Here is a 17797-nt window from a genome sequence, read left to right as displayed (position 1 = left end):
AAATGCCAAGGTTAAAACCTTGGCTTACCTGAAACCCTGGTGTTGACTATCTACAATTCGTGGTGTAGATAGTCATAGTATGGGAAAACCAAGTGATCTGGTGCAGGGAACGCTTGACTTGCTGATATTGAAGACGATCTCGCTTGAACCGAAGCATGGATGGGCGATCGCCAAGCGGATTCAGCAGATTTCGAATGAAGTGTTGCAGGTGCAGCAGGGTTCGTTGTATCCGGCGCTACACCGGCTGGAACAGCAGGGATGGATCAAAGCCAAATGGAGCGAGACAGAAACAGGCCGCCAGGCTAAGTTCTATTCGCTGACGGCGGCCGGGCGCGCGCAACTTGAGCGGGAGTTGGAAAGCTGGAGCAGGCTTTCGACTGCCATCAATCTTGTCGTCGAGGGTGTGTGAGAGAGCGGGAGGCGAAGATGCGCTGGTTGGAACGAGTGCGAATAGCTTTAAGGATGCTCTTCCATCGTCAGGCGGAAGCGGCACGGCTTCAGGATGAGTTGCAGTTTCATCTTGAGCAGCAAATCAACGAAAACGCAGCGCGAGGACTTACACCGGATGAGGCGCGAAGGGCGGCTATTCGGTCCTTCGGCAATCCTGGCCTTGTACGCGAGCAGGCTCGCTCCACATGGAACTGGAACTGGCTGGAGACGTTGCTGCGCGACGTGCGTTATGGAATGCGGACGCTGATGCGCTCGCCGGGCTTTACGCTGGTCTCCGTGCTGGTTCTGATGCTTGGTATTGGCGCTACTACGTCGCTGTTTACGATTGTGCGCGCGGTGTTGCTGAAGCCTTTGCCCTTCCCGGATTCAGACAAGCTGGTCATGGTTTACGAACACTTCCGGGACCCGTCAAGCGGGACCTATTTCAATGTGGTTTCGGCTGCAGATTTCGTCGATTGGCGGCGACAGACGCATGGTTTTGAAGACATGGCTGCCTGGCGACGCTATGGATTCAATCTCACCGGAGTGCATGCGGAATTACCGGAAGTCGTGGAGGCGGCGGGAGGCTCTTACAATCTTTTTTCAGTGCTCGGCGTACGGCCGGTTCTGGGACGCACCTTTACTGCCGATGAAGATCGATTGGAAGCCGGCCACGTTGTGATGCTTACGTGGAGCTTATTCCAAAGACGCTTTGCGGGTGATCCTTCGATACTGGGCAAGCAGATCCATCTGGACTCGAACTCTTACACCGTTGTCGGTGTGCTGCCCAGTTGGTTTACCTATCCCAATGCCAGGATTCAGGTGTGGGTGCCTTATGCGCAGACCTTTCCGGCGGACCTGTATGCGATGCATGGATCTCATCAGAGCCGTGTCGTTGCGCGGCTCAGGCCGGGCGTAAGCGCCGATGCGGCGACGAAGGAGGTAAGCGCTTTGCAGTATCAGCTCCACCTCGCCCACGCATCGGAACCGGTAGCAGAAGACGCTCTCTATCGCCCCATGATCGACGATGTTGTGCTGGACGTGAAGACGCCATTGCTTGTCCTGCTGTCTGCCGTGGGTTGCATGCTGCTGATTGCATGCCTGAATGTATCGAATCTGCTGGTGGCGCGTGCCGCTTCGCGACGCAAGGAGGTTGCGGTGCGCGGTGCACTGGGCGGCAGCCGCCTTGCGCTGATACGCGAGCAGATGACGGAGAGCTTGCTGATCTGCGCAGCAGGCGGGTCGCTGGGGCTTCTGCTTTCGATTCTGGCGACTCGATGGCTTGCGAGCCACTGGCGTAATCTGCCGCGCTCCGAGTCGATTCAACTGGACGGAAGCGTTCTCGCATTCACAACGGGCTTGATTGTTCTCACTGCGTTGCTTGCCGGTCTGGTTCCGGCCATCTCTTCAACGGGCAAAGGTGTACTTGGCGCGCTGCAAGAGTCGTCGAGATCGATTGGCGGGAGCGCTTCCCGCGCGTGGCTGCGCAAGACGATGCTTACCGCGGAGATTGCGCTGACTGTGATCCTGCTGGTCTCGGCGGGATTGCTTTTCAAGAGTTTCCTGCATCTGCGTACCGCCGATCTTGGCTGCGTCACGGAGAACGTGCTTACGGTCAAATACGGGCTGCCGGAGAAGCAATATGACACGCCCGAAAAGGTCATTGCCTTCCACGAAGCGCTGCTGGATCGCGTGCGCCGGATTCCCGGAGTGCGCGCCGCGGCGCTGGTTTCCACTCCGCCAGGAGGGGGTTACGAGGGAGACAGCGTTTTTACGATCCCCGGGCGTCCTGCTCCAACTTCGACGATTGAAGACGACGCTACGACTCGCACCATCGATCCGAGTTATTTTTCCGTGATGCAGATTCCTTTGATTCACGGCCGATTTTTTACCGATCACGAACGTCTGGCGAACTACCACTACACGATCGTCAACAAGACATTTGCGGATCAGTATTTTCCAGGGGAAGACCCGATTGGCAAGCGCGTGAATATCGCGTGGTATACGAACAAGGAAGACTTCGAGATTGTCGGCGTAGTTGGCGATACGCTCTATGATGTCGCCAAACCCGTCAAGGCAACGATGTACTTTCCGATCCTTGCGGGCATTCCTGAACTCACCGGGAGCACGACGATCATGGTTCGGGCAGCGGTCGATCCGCTTGCGCTGTCGATTCCCATTCAGCAGCAGCTGGCCGCGCTTGACTCGACAATACCTGTCTACGATGTGCTGACGATGCAGCAGATCCTCGGACTGACAACAGCGAGCCAGAACCTGAGTGCGACGCTCGTGCTCGCCTTTGCCGCGCTCTCGCTGCTGCTGGCCGGAGTGGGGCTCTATGGGGTTCTTTCGTATCTGGTGACGCAGCGGGTTGCCGAAATCGGAATTCGGATCGCACTGGGAGCGCAAAGATCGGAAGTATTGCGCATCGTGCTGTTGGATGGCCTGCGCCCTGTGGCGCTGGGATTAGCGATCGGTCTGGCTGGAGGCGCGACGGCGGGAAACCTAATTCGATCGATCCTCTACGGAACGAGCCCCTTCGATCCGATGGTATTGGTTGCGATGGTTGGCTGCCTGATGCTCACTGCCATTGTGGCCTGCGCGGTGCCGGCGGTGCGGGCGTCGAGGATAGAGCCGATGGTGGCGCTGCGGAGCGAGTAGCCGGTCTCTACCGCTAAAGCTGCCTGATTTGCCTGACCCTGCGGCGTGGCTGAAGCCACGCCCTTTCAAAGCAACCCGAGGCCCTAGCAGTTCTGGTATTTCCAGTTGCGCTGTTTACCCTCAGCGATCCATTCGACGGCGGTGGCGATGCGCTTGTCCCGGGTTTCGGCGCGCTTGGCGTCGGCGATCCACTCGATGTATTCGCGCTTGCAACTGGGACTGAAGGCTGCGAAGACGGTGGATGCTTTCTTATTGGCTTTCAGGGCGACCGCGAACTCCCGTGGCAATTCGTCCACGGGTGGCTTCGGCGCTTTGACAACTTTGTTTCTCGCGGCGATAGGGCTGGTGTACTGGCCGTTATCGACGAAGGCTGTGGCCTGGCGAAGGAAGTCCAGCATCTGCTTGTTGGACGGCAGGTCTTTGACGGATGTGATACGGCCGAGGGAGCCCATGCCGCCATCCTGAACTACGTTGGCTTCACGCAGGACGGCGCCGATTTCTTCACCCCAGAAGCCGAAGCTGCAGTGCTCGTTGAAGGCGGACATGTTGGCGAGGATCACGCCTTTGTATTCGAAGAATGGACGGCTCCACTTGATGGTCTCTACGACGTTGGGGCAGGCTTTGTGCACGAGTTCGCGCAGGTGGATGAGGATGGGCTGGGCGAAAGGTTTGGCTTTGGAGATGTACAGGTCGATTCTCGCTTCTGTTCTCGCTTTTGGGGCGGCGGGGGTCTGCGTTGCGCTCATGGACGGCTCCTCCTTTTTTGAGAAGAACAGTGTACAGCCTCGCGAGTTAGCAAGTTAGCGGCGGGCTTTACGGGATTCGGGGATGCGGCCTAGCCGAGGATTGTGGGCTAAGAGGAGGTCGCAGGCCTCGAGGGATTCGGACTCGAAATTGGGGTTGTCGGCCGGGAGGATGAGCCAATGTTTGATTTTGTCTTGCAGCAGCTTGATCGGACGGATGGAGGGAAATTCGTGGCGAAGGGCACTGGGGTCGTCTGAGGTCTCGAATATATCAGCAAAGACCAGCCAGAGGCCGTTGTCTTCAGGGGACTTGATGCTGTCGCGAAGCATGCAAACGATTTTGTCGCCGAGATAGACGGCATAGCCGCTGAACATGGGGCGTACCTCGGGATGCAGAGGCGCAAGGGCTTCGAGGATGAAGGGATAAGGCGGGGATTTGCGCTTGGGCTTTGGGTTGGCGTGATCGGACTGACTCGTGTGGCGAGGCATGGGAGGATGATAGCGCCGAAAGGGTATGAAGGGGACGAGCCGCCTTTGGGGAGGCACGTTACCTTGATTAAAATTCGTGGACTTCGGGTTCAGAATTACGCTTATGGGAGGTAACTTCAGTGATACAGTAATCTTTTCGCGCGCTGACCGAATTCCGGATTTGCGCCTCCACTTGAATCCAGGAACACAGAACCGAAGGGAAGCTGCACCAGGATTCACAAGCCTTTTAGACGCGAATATCCCAGCAATTCGGTTTGAGAGAACAAACAAGACTGGCTCGAAACGCACCCCCTTTTGCGCGGCGCAAGTAACAGATCGGCGAAAGAGTTACTTCTGCACGATAAGTTGCACTCACTCAACACTTTGTCCATGAGATAGCTTGAGCTGTAGGCAATCTCATGTTCGCAAGCCTCCAAAAGAGCAAGTCGCTAACTTCCCGTTCCCGGTTTGTTCCGGCGAATAATCCAAGAGCTTCGTTATTCACCAACCGAGCCAGACGTGACACCTCCGCGGTAATTGTGCCTAAGCCGAGACCTTCGGATAAGAACCAGCGGCAGGTTTTTAACTGTTGGGTATATGCAGATTTTCTCGAAATCCAGAGGCCTGAGAGGCATATTGGACAGGTGCAGCGATCCGAAGTCCTGTATTCTGGCACTCATAGAGCCGCATCGGATCGGGTTACTAACGTCACCTGAACATTGCGCGGCGGATTCAGGATGGTTGAAAGCGTAATGCCTTTTGCGTCGGCACAGAGGTCAGAGATTGCCGAGGAAACCTGGTCGCTCACCCGGCTTGCCCGAGTGGCGTTGCGCGTCGTGTCCCATCTGCCGTGCCAGCTGGAGATTCTGCGGCTGCTGAGGTATCCAGTGCTGGCCGAAGTGCTGCCTTGCAACCCTCGATTCGCGATCAAGTTTGCAGCGGACGATTATCTGGCCCGAGACCTTTCTGTTGCTGAACGCAAGACCTGCTTTTTGCATCATTATGGCCGGCTGCTTGGGGCATTGCCGGACAGGATGTTGCGCCGGATTCTGCATCGCAGTGTGACTGTGTTGGAAATACGCGATGGCGAGAACGTTTACCGGGTGATCACCAATCTTTCGCGGCCATGGGATAAAGAGGGGGAGCTCTCTCTCACTTTGGAGCATAACGGGACAGGCATCTACGTTATATCCTTCTCGATCGTGCCGGGATCGATCGTTCACTCCGACGCGCCGGAAGTTCTTCTGATCTCCCGAATGCAGGGGATGAAGGGGAAGTACCGATTGATTCAGCAGGCGACGAAGGCGATGAATGATGTCGCGCCTGCTTCGTTTCTGCTGGCGGCGCTGCAGGGTTTCGCAGAGGCGTTTGGGGTTAGCGAGATCGTGGGTGTCTCGGCGGTACGCCAGTCGGCCTACTGCGAAGAATGCGATGAGATATTTCGCAAGGCCTACGATGAGTTTTTCACCACGGTAGGAGCGGTGATGGGCTCGGACAACCTCTTCCGCTGCCCGGTGCCTATTCCGGAGAGGCCGCTTCAGGATGTGAAGCGGGGCCATAAGCTGCGAACGAAGGAAAAGCGCGCCTTCAAGCGCGACGTCGCGGATACTGTGCTGCGGTTTTTTCAACGGAATTGGCGGAGGGACGGCGAGCACTTGCAACAGGAACAGAACTCGGAGCTTCCTGTTCAGTTAACGCAGTGAGGGACACTTCCTGCTAGCTGGCCAGGACGGATTCTTCGATTCTTCTTGGGGTCCAGGATTCGCTGGCGTGGACGAAGGCGGCGAATATGGCGCGGGAGAGGGCGCTTTGGTCGTAGGAACGCTCAGGGTGCCACTGGACGGCGACGACAAAATGATCGCTGGAGGCGAGTTCCACGGCTTCGATGATTTCGTCCTGCGGGGAGCGGGCGGAGACGAGCAGATTGTCGCCGGGGGTGCGGATGGCCTGGTGATGGCTGGAGTTGACGTACTCCGAGATGGAGAGCGGCGGCAGAGCCGATCTTTCGCTGTGCTCTGGATGGCAATGCTTTGCGATTGTAGCCAGACGGGTGTTGGGCGTGATTTCTATGGGGTGAGCTTCGGTTACGGAGCGGCCAGGGCTGTGATTTACGGCGGTTCCGATTTGCGTCGGGATGTCCTGGATCAGTGTGCCGCCGCACCAGACGTTGAGGGCTTGCGTGCCCTGGCAGATGGCCAGGATGGGCTTGTGGAGGTTAAAGGCGTCCTGGATGAGGAGTTCGTCGACGGCGGCCCGGTCGGCGTCGGGGCGTTCGCAGAGGGGAATTGCCGATTCGCCGTATTTCTGGGGGTCGATGTCGGCGGGACTGCCGGGGAGAAGGATTCCGTGACAGGTAGAGAGAATTTTGGCGACGCGCTGCGGGGTTTCGTGCAGGGGGATCGGGATGGGCGTGGCTCCGGCGGAGTAGAGGGCGTGGAGGTACTGCGGGAGGGAACGCAGGTTGTAGGCCTGGGAATCTTCGACGAAGCGAGGGCTGGTGGGCTCGGGTATGGCGATGTGGACCGACATGATTTACCCCTGCGGCGATTGTAGCGCGTGGGCTGAATCGATGGCTGATCTGTCAGGCTTTGGCGCGGCTTTGGGGCGAGGTGAAGTTGACGAACTCCAGGGCTTTTTGTGTAACGCCGCCGCCGGGTGACGTTTCTGTCCAGGAGACGGAGCGGGTATAGGGGCGGTTTTCGCCGGTGCGGTATTTGTCGGTGACGGTGACTTCGACTCGATAGCCCTGGAGGAGCAGGCTGGCCCAACCGGATTCGACGCGGTGATAGCTGCCGCCGGAGCCTTGAAAGGCTTCCTGAAGCGGCTTTGGGGCGAAGGTGTTCATGTTGGGGTTTTGGATGCCCAGATTGCGCAGGTCGCCGGGGGCTCCGAACTGGATGCCGATGAGATGGCCGGCGTGCTCGCCGGTTCCGGCAGAGACGCCGCGCTGGGCGGCTTCGTCACGATGGGTCATGACTTGGCCGGGGACGCCGAGCTCTCCCGACGCCTTTTTGTAAAAGGTCTGGCCCTGGTATCCGCTCTTAAAGGTGAATCGGCCGCTGATGTCGGGGAGTGTCATGCGAGATCGTTCCATTGGAGGGATGGTAGCATCGCGGGCGCGGGCGTTTCATGGAGTTAGGATGATTTTCGGCATCCACAGCGCTCCCGAAGAGGATAGAGCGGGCTTTCAGCCCTGAGCCGATTTTTCAGGCCTTTGACACCCAGCCCGTTGGGCTGGGCTGGGATAACGGCGCGCCATTGGCGCTGAAAAAGACCGTACCGTTTTATCTTGCTCGGCTTAATGTGCGGGCTAAAGGCCGTACTCTTCAAACAGACCCACACCTGCGAATGCGGTAGAAGAGAGTTAGTCCTGTTACGGAACCGCAGGTGAGCAGGCTGGCAGCCATGCCTAGCGTGAGGGATGGATCTTGCTGGTAGAGGCCGTGGATGATCCCGACGACTTGCAGGATGCTGAAGCCGCCGAAGGTGATCAGAGAAATTCCTTCGTCGGTTTTCTTGCGCCAGACGGCGATGATCTGGGGCACAAAAAGCAAAGCGTTGCAGAGCAGGCCGAGGCCGAAGATTACGGCGACGATTTCTTTCATGGGATCAATCTAGCATTTTGATTGTTCGTTGAAATCAGTGGAGGGTCGGATGAGGAGAGTTTTGGTAATCCCACCCTTGCCGCAAAGTGCGCGTCAAGGATGGGGCACCCAGATTTGTGGTTAGGACAGACAGAAAGGGCAAATGCTAGCTCTTTCATGGATTCCATGATTAGAGGGCGTTGGTGTCGACTAGATTGACCTGGGTGTAGGAGCTGTCCAGAAGGCTATCCGTGAGCGTCAGGTTACCCGGTGTGTAGGTGAGGGCGTATTGGATGCGGACGGCTACGCTGTTGGATACCTGGGAGCCTGGAGGGATTGGACGCAGGTGTGGTGGTCCGTCTTTGGGGGCCCAGGATTCGCGGATGATGTCGAGGGCGGACTCCTGCGGCAGGGCACCGTATTGAGCTGCCATTGTGGGATCGAAGGTGAGCCCGTGGGCCTGTGCCTGGGCGACCATATAGCCCATGGAGAAGTCGCAAAGACGAGTGTCGTGGTCGAGCGGTCCGCCGGGCAGGGTGCCTCCGCCTACATCGCCGTGGCAGCCGGAGAACCAGACCTGGGTGAGAGTTTGGCTGGGTTGCTGGCCGGGCGGTGTTGGCGGGAGCGGGTCCCAGAGCGTGGCGGGGAATTGTGCTCGTTGTTCATCGATGGCGAGGCAGTGGACGGCATTTTTCACGTCGGGGTGAAGGCTGGTGTTGAGGAATCCGTATTTGGATTCGTCGATGCCGCCGAAGATGGCGGGAATGCCGAGGGCTCCGACGGTGTCCCAGACACCGATAAGTGTGATCGTGGCGTCGGCGAGGCCGCAGGCGGAGAGTGAGGCGAGGATTGACTGCCGTTGGGCTGGGTTGCGGTAGGCGTTGAAAGCCTGGGTGACGCAGTCGTCGGTGAAGGAGCCGCTGGGAAGGCCGCAAGTAGCGATCATGCCGGCCAGGGAACGGACGGTATAGGCTCCGCGACTGAAGCCGAAGAGATAGATCTGGTCGCCGGGTTCGTAGACGTGGGCGATGGTGGTGTATCCATCCATGATCTTTTGAAAGATGGTGGTGGCGAAGGCGCCTTCGATGAGGCGATCCAAGCCGGTAGCGTCGGCGCCCACTCCGTCGTCGTAGTAGACGACCTGATCGGAGCTGACCTGCAGGGCTTTATAGAGGCGGTAGACATTGGTGTTGTTCAGAGGCCCCTGCCAGGTGCCGTCGGAGAGGAAGACGATTCGTTTGGACATTGGTCGCTCCGGAGACTAGGTTGCAAGTACCATACCCCAGGAGTGGACGGATGGTGAATAACATTCGGCCAAGATTCTCCGGGGCGACGATTGCAGGTTGATACTAAAAACTAACTTGACATTCGGGTTGGGTTCGATTTCCTATGCGGGGATGCAACCCATGTTGATTTCTCGGAGCCTGTGGTTCAGACGCGGGCCGATGCATCGCGGGGCCGTGGTGCTGGCCGCGTCGTTGTGCCTGCTGACGGCCGGATGCCTGAAGCCAGTGAAAGAGCACACCACTGCGCTGGCTGCGGCAACTGCGCCAGTGATCGATCAGGCTGCGGCGGCGTATCAGGCAGCGAATGCGATTCATGAAAAGCGCGCGGACTATGACGAAGTTACAGGGTTTGAGAAAGATCATTCGACAGACAAGCTGAGGGTTCTTCATCCGCTGATGTCGGATAAGGATGTAGAACTGCGGCTGAAGGTTCTGAAGGCATTTCAGCTATATGTGAAGACGCTGGTCGCAATCACGAACGGAACGCAGTCGAAAGAGCTGGATGAGGCTTCGAAGTCGCTGGGCGGCGACCTGACGGGACTTGGGAATACGGTGGTCCCGACGGTGGAGAATGCGCTGGGAATTCCGGCGACGAGCCCGACTACGACGGTGACCATGTCGACCTCGGAGACCGGTGGGACAACGACCGCAACGGCCACCACAACTGTGACGCCGGCGATGCCGATTTCGACGACGGACCAGAATCTTATTGCTACTGGAGCAAATGCTCTGGGGCAGTTCCTGACTTATCGGGCGATCGAAAAAGATCTGCCGCCGCTCATTATCAAACTTGATCTGCAGGTTGTTCCGTTGTGCAAGACGATGATCGGCGAGGTCGATGCGATGAGTGACGCGGAGACGATTGACTTCAACTACCTGCTGGGGCAGGAGAAGGAATTCGTGATGGACCCGGGTATTACGCTCAGCGAAGTGGAGCGCAGGAACGAGATTGCGAAGATGCAGGAGTTGGTTCGCGAGCAGCATGTGGCAGCGCTGCAGTTATCGGGGCTAAGAGGCGCGATCATCAAACTGGCGATGACCCATCATGCGCTGGCGGAGGAGTTGGCGAAGGCCAATCCGGGATCGCTGAAGGACAAGCTGACGGAACTGATTGCAGCGGGAGAGGGTCTGGGCAGGTTCTATTCTTCGATTTCTTCTAAGTAGCACGGTAGACAGGGGAGGATAACTTTGGGTACGCCAACGATTCCGCTCTCGCCGGATGTGCGAGCTGCCTATAAGGCGGTTTATGACAAGAATGAGGCTGCGCTGGAAACGACCAACGACTTCGAGTTGACGAAGGCGCTGAACGCGAGCCAACTGGACATTGGGAACTTATTGCAGGCTGACGATATGTATCGGATTCAGGCCGATGATGCGCAGTTTCAGGCCCTGCTGGCGCAGCTTACTGCGACCAACACTGGGTTGAAGGCCCTCCAAAAGAAGATATCGGGGATTACCGGGGGGATAGCTACGATTGGCGCGGTAGCCGGGGCGATCAACAATGTGCTGAAGCTGGTGCCGGGGATCTAGTTTAGTAGGCCAGTTTGAAAAGAGGTCATCGCACGGGGCTAAACAGGCTGCGGAATCAGAGAAAAACATCCCTCCGGGGCTGAAGCCCCCTCGATTCTTTTGGCTTAAGGCTGGGGTTAAAACCCCAGCCTCCGTCCGAACCGAGTTTTTTCGCAGCGTGTGAAGGCCCAACAGCTTTGCCGTTGCTATGCGCCGTCTTCGAAGACCTTTGGGACATCAATGCCCAGCGCGGTCGCCAGGTCGTGCTGGTGATTTTGCTCCTGCACGAGGATGCCGCGAAGAGATTCAGCAAGAGCGAAGTGGCCGATGGCTTCGGCTTGTTTGACGCGCTTGCGGTAGTTCTTGATGGTTTCGGTTTCGTTGTCGAGGTCGAAGCGGAGCATATCTTCGGGTTTCTTCGATAGCTTGACTGGCTTGGGAGTGGCGGTGGGATCTCCACCAAGGTAGTCGATCTGGTCGGCGAGGATCATCGCGTGCTGAAGCTCTTGAGCGGCGTGAAGCTTCAGTTCGGCGGCGATGTTCATCCATTGTGCGCCGCTGAGCACGTTGCTGTAGACGGTGTAGGCGATGATGGCCTGATATTCGCGGGCCAGGTCTTCGTTCAATGCATCAATCAGTTCTGCGACGGCGTTCGCTCCGGAGTTATCCTTTTTCTCTTTCGCCATGTTTCCTATCCTCTCTGTTTCTCGTGGTTGGATGCAGAGAGGACGGGGCGTGTTGGCTTCTTTTCGGCAGCAGGAGAGCTGATTAGGGTTGGGGATGACTTAGCTGTGTTGCTGAATTAGCTGATCAATGGCTTCGCGGAGTTGGGCGGTGAGGGCTTCAGACTCGCGGAGATGATGATGTTTGGTCTGGATTGGCTTGCCGAAGATGAGTTTTAGCGGGGTTCCATTGGGAGACGGGTAGAAGTGCCGGGTGTGCATAGGGAGCAGGTCGCGGACACCGACGAGGGCGATTGGGACGAGTGGGACCTGGCCGCGGATGGCGAGGAATGCGGCTCCGTTGAGGAAGGTCTGGAGATTGCCGTCGGGAGTGCGGCCGCCTTCGGGGAAGACGAAGACGTTGAGGCCGCCACGGAGGGTTTTGACTCCGGCGGCGAAGCTGGAGAGGGTGGTACGGGGGTTCGCGGTATCGATGGGGATCTGGCCGGAGCGGTCGAGATACCAGCCGATGAAGGGGAGGGTCCAGAGTTCTTTTTTCGCCAGGATACGGAATTGGAAGGGAAGGCTGGCGAAGACTACCGGCGTGTCCATGTAGGAGGTGTGGTTGGAGGCGAAGACGGCAGTTTCGGCGGGGATGTTTTCGAGGCCGATTACCTGGAGCGTTGCGCCGGAGAAGAGAACGCAGGCGTGGGCCCAGACGCGGGCGATACGGTGTTGCAGGCCGCCGTGCTTGTCGAAGAGCGAGGCGGCGAGGGCCAGGCTGCCGAAGAAGGCGGTGGCGAGGAGGAATGGCGGGGCCAGGAGGATGTTGCTGCGCTGGCGGATGAAGAATGAAAGCTGGTTCGGTCTCACGGAGCGGGGTCCTGGCGGCTGCCTTCCTGTTTGAATTGGGTGATGCGGGATGCCAGGAGGAGATGGCGAGCTTCGCCGACGAGATAGACGCTGCCGCTGATGACGACTCTCGCGGGGTTTAGCTGGAGAGCGAGCTGCAGGGCTTCTTCGACGGTGCTGGAGGGGGTGGATGGGACGCCTGTGGCTTCGGCGGCGGCTTGCAGGTCGGCGACTTCGGTGGCGCGGGGGGAGTGGATCGGCGCAAGGATGACGTGGTCGAAGATGGGGAAGAGGATCTGGGTCATTTCGCGGAGGGGCTTGTCGCGCAGGCAGGCGAAGATGAGGACCTGGCTTCCCTCCCACATCTCAGAAGCGAGATGTGGGGCACCCGAACGCTCTGGTTGATTGGCGGATAGTGCAGCACGGAGGGCCCAGGCTCCGGCGGGGTTGTGGGCTACGTCGAGCAGAAATTCGGGCGGATTGGGGAGGGTTAGCTTTTCCAGGCGGCCGGGCCAGCTTGTGGTGGCGATGCCGCGCTGGATGGTCTCGGGGGTGATTGGGATGTTGCGCGCGTGACGGAGTTCGACGGCGGCTGCGATGGCCAGAGCGATGTTGCGATGCTGGTGGGCGCCTTTGAGCGGGGAATCGACGAGGATCTGCTTCCCGAGGACTTCGATTGCGTAGGGGGCGACGGGATTTGTGCCGATTTGGGGCATGTAATCGGCTGCGCTGATGCCGCGGACGTTCAGCTCTACGGCTACTTCGCCGAGGGCCTGGTTGGCTTCGGGGTGCTGGGGAAGCGTCACTAGCGTGCCGTTCGGGCGGAGGATTCCGGCTTTTTCGCGGGCGATGAGGTCGATGGTTGCACCGAGCCACTCCTGATGGTCGAGGGAGATGTCGGTAATGACGGACAGGATGGGATCGACGATATTGGTAGCGTCGAGGCGGCCTCCCATGCCTACTTCGAGGATGGCGAGATCTACTTTGGATTCGGCGAAGTAGAGGAAGGCGAGGGCGGTCAGGAGTTCGAAGTAGCTGGGGAAGGCTGGGAGTTTGGCTTCGAGGACGAGCTGTTGGGCGGTGTCGTGGACGCGGAAATAGAAGCGGGCGAAGTCGTCGTCGGAGATGTCCTGCAGCGACGCCCAGGTCTCAGAAGCGAGACCTGGGGCACCCAGTTGATCAGGTTGGGCAGGTTCACCGAGGCGGATGCGCTCGTTGACGCGGTCGAGATGCGGCGAGGTGTAGAGCCCGACGCGTAGGCCGGATTCGCGGGCGATCGAGGCGAGGGTCGAGGCCGTGGAACCTTTGCCGTTGGTGCCGGCGATCAGGACGGACGGAAATCGGCTTTGCGGATCGCCGAGGGCGGCGCAGAGGGTGCCGATTTCAGTGAGAGAGAATTTGCGGCGTGGCGCGCCTGCGGTGTGGAAGAGCTCGGGCATGAGCGCGCTTAGATTTTCGATTGCGGCTGCGTAGGACATTCAACTCCATTTTACTGCGATGGACCGTCTGCATCTTTTGGGTTACTTTCGCGCCTCGGAATTCAGCCTTGCTCTGTGCTACCTTGAAAACACCGGAAACATGAGGCGCGGTTCCCGATTCGTTCGGATGCTGCAAGTTGTTGACTGCACAATGCATTTGTTGCGAATGCAGGAGAGTCCCGATTGGGCCTGCGACCCGGCCGCCCGAATAGCCTGGCCGGCTAACTTAGTCCTAAAACGCTGCGTTCCTTCAGGAACAAGATCACACGTAACTTAATCACAGAGCCAGACTGCGCTCGCAACTCGAAGCCGTGGGGAGCTCTCTATACATTCCTTTTTTGGAGAAGTCGGATGCAGTTCAGAAGTACCTTATGGAAGTTGCTGGTTCTGTCGTTGTCTATCGTTTTTTCCACCGCGCTGAAGGCTCAGGATGTAGCTTCCCTGACGGGTCTCGTGACGGATACGACAGGAGCGGTTATTGCGGGCGCAAATGTCGAACTGGTGAATACGGCAACCAACGCGACCTACAAAGCAGTGACCACCGGCATTGGTTCCTACACCATCACGGACGTGGCGCCGGGACCGGGTCATACGGTGACTTTCTCCCGAGATGGGTTTGAGTCAGTGGTGGTTTCGAATCTGTATCTGAATGTGGCCACGACGCGGACTCAGAATGCGAGGCTGCCGGTCGGGAATGTATCTTCGACTGTGGCTGTGTCGGCGACAAGCGACGATGTGACGCTGGATACGACGGATGCGACGGTCGGGAACAACTTCAATATGAAGATGGTGGATGAGCTGCCGGTCTATAACCGCACCAATCCTACGGTTCTCTTTACGATGCAGCCGGGCACGAGCAGCACGGGGGCGGTAACGGGTGCACGCGAGGACCAGAACAGCGTGACGCTGGATGGTCTGGATGTGAATGATATTGCGGCGGGCGGTGAGCCGGGAAGCGCGTACACGATTGTGGCCAATGCGCCGGTGGATTCGGTACAGGAGTTTCGCGGGACGGTTGCGGGGCCGCTTTCGAATTCCGGGCCGGGTGGCGGCGGCGCGTTTCAGATGGTGACCAAGGGCGGCACCAATGAGTTTCATGGGAATGTGAATGAGTATCTGCGCAATACGGATGCGACGGCCAATAACTGGTTCGACAACGATGCGGGAGTGGCGCGTGCGCCGCTGATCCGGAACCAGTTTGGCGGCAACCTCGGCGGGCCGGTGATCAAGAACAAATTGTTTTTCTTCTTTGATTACGATGGATCGCGGGTGGCGGAGTCGCTGGCGGAGGAGCGGAATGTTCCTCTGAATTCTTTCCGCAATGGAACGATTTCTTACATCACGAATGCACCGGGTTGCGATCCCAACAATTCTAGGCAGAATACGACACCGAATTGCATTGCGGGCCTGACTGCGACCCCGAGCGCGGCTACGGCTGGAGCGTCCACGGTAAATCTAGATCCACAGGGGATCGGCGTGAATGCGCAACTGCTGGCGTTTGTGAATTCGAGATACCCGATGGCCAACGACCTGACGCAGGGAGACGGCGTGAATTCGGGCGGCTTCCGATTCAACTCTCCGAATCCTGACACACTGAACAACTATGTGGGAAGGGCAGATTACACGCTCAATGATGCAAACAAGCTGTTTGCGCGCGTCACGTTTGCACGCGAGAACGCAGTAACTCCAGGGCTGTCGAACCAGTTTGCCGGCGATCCGCTGACGTATCCGTCTTTCGATGAAAGCTATGCGTATGTAGCTGGATGGACGTGGACGATCAGTCCCTCGAAGGTGAACCAGTTGTATTACGGCAGCACCGTTTCCGTTATCGACTTTCCTACGAAATACGACCCGACTGGAGTAGATAACTTTGCCTTCAACAGTCCCTTTGCGAATCCTTATGGAAATATCGCCGATCAGCAGCGGCGCAGGGTTCCGATTCCGGTGGTGCGGGATGACTTCAGCTGGCAGAAGGGAAATCATGACTTTGGTTTTGGCGGGACGTTCAAGTTCATCAAGACGAACAGCAGCCTGATCAGCGACGACTACTTTCCTACGGTTGGGCTGGGCGGAGAAAACCTGGCGCTTGATCCGGCTCTGCGGCCCTCCAATATCGGCGCGAGCGGAACGGCGGCGACGACGACGTTTGACAGCGCGTATGCTTTTGCCCTGGGCGCGTACAGTCAGCTAGGCGCGAATTACGACTATGACAACAAGGGCAGTGTGCTGCAGCAGGGCTCTGGCGCGGCGCGGCATTATCGTTACTACCAAACCGAGCTTTACTTCGGCGATACGTGGAAGGCGACGAAAAATCTGACGCTGAGCTATGGCGTGAAGTACATGCTCTACTCCGTGCCTTACGAAACGCAGGGGCTGGAGTCGATTCAGAACACGGGCTTCGACAGTTATTTCGACGCGCGACTGGCACAGAGCGCGGCTGGCGCATCGGGTGCGACGGCCGTTCCATTTATCAGCTACTCGTTGGGTGGGAAGGCTAACCATGCGGCGGGGATGTACAAGCCTAGCTATAACAACTTTGCTCCACGCTTTGCCTTTGCCTATACGCCGACGAATTCGCCGAAGACGGTTTTCAACGGCAGCGCGAACATCATCTTTGATCGCACGGTGATCAATGCGGTCAACTTTATCCAGGATCAGAGCTCCTATCTGTTCCAGGCAAGCGCGGCGAACATCTATGGCCTGACTGACCCGACGGCTTCACTGGCTGTGGAACCACGATTTACTTCGATCGATTCGATTCCGACACCGCCGGTGGCTCCGGTGATCACGACTCCGTATACGCCGTATGTGAGCGGCGTGGGCGCAAACGCGACGCCGTTTGGACTGGCGAACGGCGAATTCCAGACGGCGATTGATCCGGGATTGCGGAATCCTTACTCGATTGCGTTCAATGCCGGGTTCCAGCATGAGTTTCCGGATCACTTTGTGCTGAAGACCTCGTATGTGGGACGGCTGGGACGGCGGCTGATTGCGCAGGCGGATGCTTCGCAGCTTATCGATAACCCTGACCCGACCTCGGGGCAGATGATGTCGACGGCGTTTGCGAATATCACGAAGCAATTGCGCCAGGGGGTTAATCCGTCGAATGTGACGGCGCAGCCCTGGTTCGATAACCAGTTCTCTTATGGTCCTTATAGCGGAACGCAGGTGGTGACGCAGTTCTACGGAGTGCTGGCGCAGCGCGGCGATTTTGCGGATACGATCCAGGCGCTGTCGGCGGATGGCTTTCTGAACTACAACGTAGGCATGGCGGCGCAGCTTGCGGAGGATACCTTTATCACCAACAAGGGATCTTCGAACTATCACGGCATGCTGGTAACGCTTTCGAAGAACCTGTCGCAGGGTTTGCAGTTCGATGTGAACTATACGTGGTCGCACTCGATCGACAACACTTCCCTCATTGCGAACTCGATTGCGTCGAACTCAGGGGTGGGCTTTATCTGCGATGTGGTGCGGCCGCGCGAATGCCGGGGTAACTCGGACTTTGATACGCGGAATGTGATCACTTCGGATGTGCTGTACGATCTGCCGTTTGGGCGTGGCAACACGTTTGCCGCCAACGTTCCGCGGTGGATCGATGAGGTGATTGGCGGATGGAATGTCGACGGTATTCCGGCGTGGCATAGCGGAATGCCATTCAATGCCACTTCGAATGCCTACGTGGCAGGATATGCGAACAATGCTCCAGCTATCTTTACGGGCGCGAATGGCGCGATTCAGAGCCACCTGAACAAGACATCGAGCGGCGCCGTTTACTGGTACTCGAATCCGGCGACGGTGCTGGGTGACTTTACGGGTCCTGTGGGCTTTGGGGTCGGCGGACGGAACACGTTGCGCGGACCGGGGGCGTTTACCTTCGATGCGGGACTGGGCAAGACGTTCCCGGTGGTGGAGAAGGTTAATGTGAAGTTCCGCGCGGATGCTTTCAATGCGCTGAACCACCCTGTGTTCTCAAACCCAATCTCGGATATTACGAGCAGTGAATTCGGGCAGATTACCGGGACGCTGACGAGTGCGACGAACGGTGCATTTACAAATACCGGCGCGCGGGTGATGCAGTTCTCGCTGCGAGTGGAGTTTTAAGCGCTGTACATTCCATGGACG

General features: G+C 58.0%; 15 protein-coding genes. 6 read left to right on the top strand and 9 right to left on the bottom strand.

The window, feature by feature from the left end; genetic code table 11:
- The first annotated feature begins 79 nt into the window (after positions 1 to 79).
- Together OHL23_RS05455 and OHL23_RS05450 are read left to right on the top strand one after the other, a co-directional pair.
- Positions 80 to 409 carry a PadR family transcriptional regulator gene (locus OHL23_RS05455; RefSeq protein WP_263350756.1) on the top strand — a complete coding sequence of 110 codons (330 nt, stop codon included), beginning with the start codon at positions 80 to 82 and terminating at the stop codon, positions 407 to 409.
- A 17-nt stretch (positions 410 to 426) separates the two neighbouring features.
- A complete protein-coding gene (locus OHL23_RS05450) occupies positions 427 to 3090 on the top strand; it encodes an ABC transporter permease (protein WP_263350755.1) in 2664 nt (887 codons plus the stop codon).
- Positions 3091 to 3173: 83 nt separating this feature from the next.
- Here OHL23_RS05450 and OHL23_RS05445 read toward each other — a convergent pair whose 3' ends face one another.
- On the bottom strand, positions 3174 to 3836 hold the full coding sequence (locus tag OHL23_RS05445) for a YdeI/OmpD-associated family protein (RefSeq protein ID WP_263350754.1): 663 nt from the start codon (positions 3834 to 3836) through the stop codon (positions 3174 to 3176).
- Between the two features lie 54 nt (positions 3837 to 3890).
- Positions 3891 to 4322 (bottom strand): TfoX/Sxy family protein, encoded by a 432-nt coding sequence (locus OHL23_RS05440; RefSeq protein ID WP_263350753.1) that lies wholly within the window; start codon positions 4320 to 4322, stop codon positions 3891 to 3893.
- A gap of 716 nt (positions 4323 to 5038) precedes the next feature.
- Between OHL23_RS05440 and OHL23_RS05435 the strand changes: the two genes are divergently transcribed.
- A complete protein-coding gene (locus tag OHL23_RS05435; RefSeq protein WP_263350752.1) occupies positions 5039 to 6004 on the top strand; it encodes a VirK/YbjX family protein in 966 nt (321 codons plus the stop codon).
- A 13-nt stretch (positions 6005 to 6017) separates the two neighbouring features.
- On the opposite strand, the gene OHL23_RS05430 is transcribed toward OHL23_RS05435, so the two are convergent.
- The 4 genes from OHL23_RS05430 to OHL23_RS05415 form a co-directional block, all read right to left on the bottom strand.
- The gene (locus tag OHL23_RS05430) at positions 6018 to 6830 is read right to left on the bottom strand and encodes a gamma-glutamyl-gamma-aminobutyrate hydrolase family protein (RefSeq protein ID WP_263350751.1); all 813 of its coding nucleotides are present in this window, start codon (positions 6828 to 6830) and stop codon (positions 6018 to 6020) included.
- 52 nt (positions 6831 to 6882) lie between these two features.
- Complete coding sequence (locus OHL23_RS05425) at positions 6883 to 7380, bottom strand: DNA/RNA non-specific endonuclease (RefSeq protein ID WP_263350750.1); 498 nt, start codon at positions 7378 to 7380, stop codon at positions 6883 to 6885.
- Between the two features lie 247 nt (positions 7381 to 7627).
- Positions 7628 to 7906 carry a PQ-loop domain-containing transporter gene (locus tag OHL23_RS05420; RefSeq protein ID WP_263350749.1) on the bottom strand — a complete coding sequence of 93 codons (279 nt, stop codon included), beginning with the start codon at positions 7904 to 7906 and terminating at the stop codon, positions 7628 to 7630.
- Between the two features lie 169 nt (positions 7907 to 8075).
- Entirely contained in the window at positions 8076 to 9131 is a 1056-nt protein-coding gene (locus OHL23_RS05415; RefSeq protein WP_263350748.1) for a DUF2235 domain-containing protein, read from the bottom strand.
- A gap of 160 nt (positions 9132 to 9291) precedes the next feature.
- Between OHL23_RS05415 and OHL23_RS05410 the strand changes: the two genes are divergently transcribed.
- Together OHL23_RS05410 and OHL23_RS05405 are read left to right on the top strand one after the other, a co-directional pair.
- The gene (locus tag OHL23_RS05410; protein WP_263350747.1) at positions 9292 to 10335 is read left to right on the top strand and encodes a hypothetical protein; all 1044 of its coding nucleotides are present in this window, start codon (positions 9292 to 9294) and stop codon (positions 10333 to 10335) included.
- A gap of 24 nt (positions 10336 to 10359) precedes the next feature.
- The gene (locus OHL23_RS05405) at positions 10360 to 10701 is read left to right on the top strand and encodes a hypothetical protein (protein ID WP_263350746.1); all 342 of its coding nucleotides are present in this window, start codon (positions 10360 to 10362) and stop codon (positions 10699 to 10701) included.
- Positions 10702 to 10886: 185 nt separating this feature from the next.
- Here OHL23_RS05405 and OHL23_RS05400 read toward each other — a convergent pair whose 3' ends face one another.
- The 3 genes from OHL23_RS05400 to OHL23_RS05390 form a co-directional block, all read right to left on the bottom strand.
- Entirely contained in the window at positions 10887 to 11366 is a 480-nt protein-coding gene (locus tag OHL23_RS05400; protein WP_263350745.1) for a ferritin-like domain-containing protein, read from the bottom strand.
- Between the two features lie 99 nt (positions 11367 to 11465).
- Positions 11466 to 12215 (bottom strand): lysophospholipid acyltransferase family protein, encoded by a 750-nt coding sequence (locus OHL23_RS05395; protein WP_263350744.1) that lies wholly within the window; start codon positions 12213 to 12215, stop codon positions 11466 to 11468.
- Positions 12212 to 13672, bottom strand: coding sequence for a bifunctional folylpolyglutamate synthase/dihydrofolate synthase (locus tag OHL23_RS05390; protein ID WP_263350743.1), 1461 nt, complete (start codon positions 13670 to 13672; stop codon positions 12212 to 12214). The genes OHL23_RS05395 and OHL23_RS05390 overlap by 4 nt, the downstream gene beginning before the upstream one ends.
- Positions 13673 to 14023: 351 nt before the next feature.
- Here OHL23_RS05390 and OHL23_RS05385 point away from each other — a divergent pair, with 351 nt between their 5' ends.
- Positions 14024 to 17776, top strand: coding sequence for a carboxypeptidase-like regulatory domain-containing protein (locus OHL23_RS05385; RefSeq protein ID WP_263350742.1), 3753 nt, complete (start codon positions 14024 to 14026; stop codon positions 17774 to 17776).
- The last annotated feature ends 21 nt before the right edge of the window (positions 17777 to 17797 follow it).

The sequence above is a fragment of the Acidicapsa acidisoli genome (assembly GCF_025685625.1).
Lineage (GTDB): Bacteria > Acidobacteriota > Terriglobia > Terriglobales > Acidobacteriaceae > Acidicapsa > Acidicapsa acidisoli.
The sequence above is the reverse complement of the archived record's forward strand: the minus strand, read 5'-3'. Positions and strand labels throughout refer to the sequence as shown.

Coding starts and splice junctions, on each gene's coding strand:
- OHL23_RS05435 (WP_263350752.1), top strand. CDS start 5,039: ATGGTTGAAAGCGTAATGCCTTTTGCGTCGGCACAGAGGTCAGAGATT.
- OHL23_RS05425 (WP_263350750.1), bottom strand. CDS start 7,380: ATGACACTCCCCGACATCAGCGGCCGATTCACCTTTAAGAGCGGATAC.
- OHL23_RS05440 (WP_263350753.1), bottom strand. CDS start 4,322: ATGCCTCGCCACACGAGTCAGTCCGATCACGCCAACCCAAAGCCCAAG.
- OHL23_RS05385 (WP_263350742.1), top strand. CDS start 14,024: ATGCAGTTCAGAAGTACCTTATGGAAGTTGCTGGTTCTGTCGTTGTCT.
- OHL23_RS05455 (WP_263350756.1), top strand. CDS start 80: ATGGGAAAACCAAGTGATCTGGTGCAGGGAACGCTTGACTTGCTGATA.
- OHL23_RS05400 (WP_263350745.1), bottom strand. CDS start 11,366: ATGGCGAAAGAGAAAAAGGATAACTCCGGAGCGAACGCCGTCGCAGAA.
- OHL23_RS05445 (WP_263350754.1), bottom strand. CDS start 3,836: ATGAGCGCAACGCAGACCCCCGCCGCCCCAAAAGCGAGAACAGAAGCG.
- OHL23_RS05450 (WP_263350755.1), top strand. CDS start 427: ATGCGCTGGTTGGAACGAGTGCGAATAGCTTTAAGGATGCTCTTCCAT.
- OHL23_RS05430 (WP_263350751.1), bottom strand. CDS start 6,830: ATGTCGGTCCACATCGCCATACCCGAGCCCACCAGCCCTCGCTTCGTC.
- OHL23_RS05390 (WP_263350743.1), bottom strand. CDS start 13,672: ATGTCCTACGCAGCCGCAATCGAAAATCTAAGCGCGCTCATGCCCGAG.
- OHL23_RS05415 (WP_263350748.1), bottom strand. CDS start 9,131: ATGTCCAAACGAATCGTCTTCCTCTCCGACGGCACCTGGCAGGGGCCT.
- OHL23_RS05410 (WP_263350747.1), top strand. CDS start 9,292: ATGTTGATTTCTCGGAGCCTGTGGTTCAGACGCGGGCCGATGCATCGC.
- OHL23_RS05420 (WP_263350749.1), bottom strand. CDS start 7,906: ATGAAAGAAATCGTCGCCGTAATCTTCGGCCTCGGCCTGCTCTGCAAC.